This window comes from Vibrio sp. D173a, from assembly GCF_030248475.1.
Window position 1 is genome coordinate 1 of sequence record NZ_JAHGAH010001563.1, and the last position, 555, is coordinate 555.

The 555-nt window shown below is 38.7% G+C and carries 1 protein-coding gene and 1 pseudogene; both read left to right on the top strand.

Going from position 1 to position 555, the window contains the following annotated elements; genetic code table 11:
- The first annotated feature begins 86 nt into the window (after positions 1-86).
- Positions 87-308, top strand: coding sequence for an envelope stress response protein PspG (gene pspG / locus KIV40_RS34760; RefSeq protein WP_032549872.1), 222 nt, complete (start codon positions 87-89; stop codon positions 306-308).
- Positions 309-438: 130 nt separating this feature from the next.
- A pseudogene (locus KIV40_RS34765) lies at positions 439-555 on the top strand (iron-hydroxamate ABC transporter substrate-binding protein); the annotation flags it as partial.

Sequence of the window (555 nt, forward strand, 5' to 3'; positions counted from 1 at the left end):
TTTTAAGGTTTTTATTTTTATTTCGTGTTGGTATGGAAGCTGCAATAAGTAAGATTAAGAGAAACAGGTCATCATAGGAGACCATTATGTTTGAATTAATCTTCGTTCTTATCTTCGTTGCGACGCTATTGGTTACAGGTATTACCTTTATGACGGTATTAGCAGCAACAGGACTTGCACTCGTCGTGATGGTCGTACTGGGGATGGTAGGAGCGGTATTAAAAATATTACCTTGGTTGATTGTTATCGCGATCGGTATTTGGTTCTTCAAAAACGTCGTGAACAGCTCTAATCCTCGTCGTTATTAAAGCGTTATGATTCGAAAGTCATGACAACGTCAAATTTGACGGCAACGGATGTTTATCGCATCCGTTGCACATATGTGTGGTAGAATTTTACTCATTAGTCTATGAATGTACTTACAATTAGTACAACGCAATGGAACGGGAGCTCTCTCAAATGAATAAAATGCCATTAATTGCTTTAGTGGGAATGTTATCTTTAAGTTCGACAACGTCTGCTCAAGAAGAACCTTTCTACACGGCGAAACTCGGT

Excerpts from the sequence above, each read along its gene's own strand:
- pspG (WP_032549872.1), top strand. The coding sequence starts at position 87 with ATGTTTGAATTAATCTTCGTTCTTATCTTCGTTGCGACGCTATTGGTT.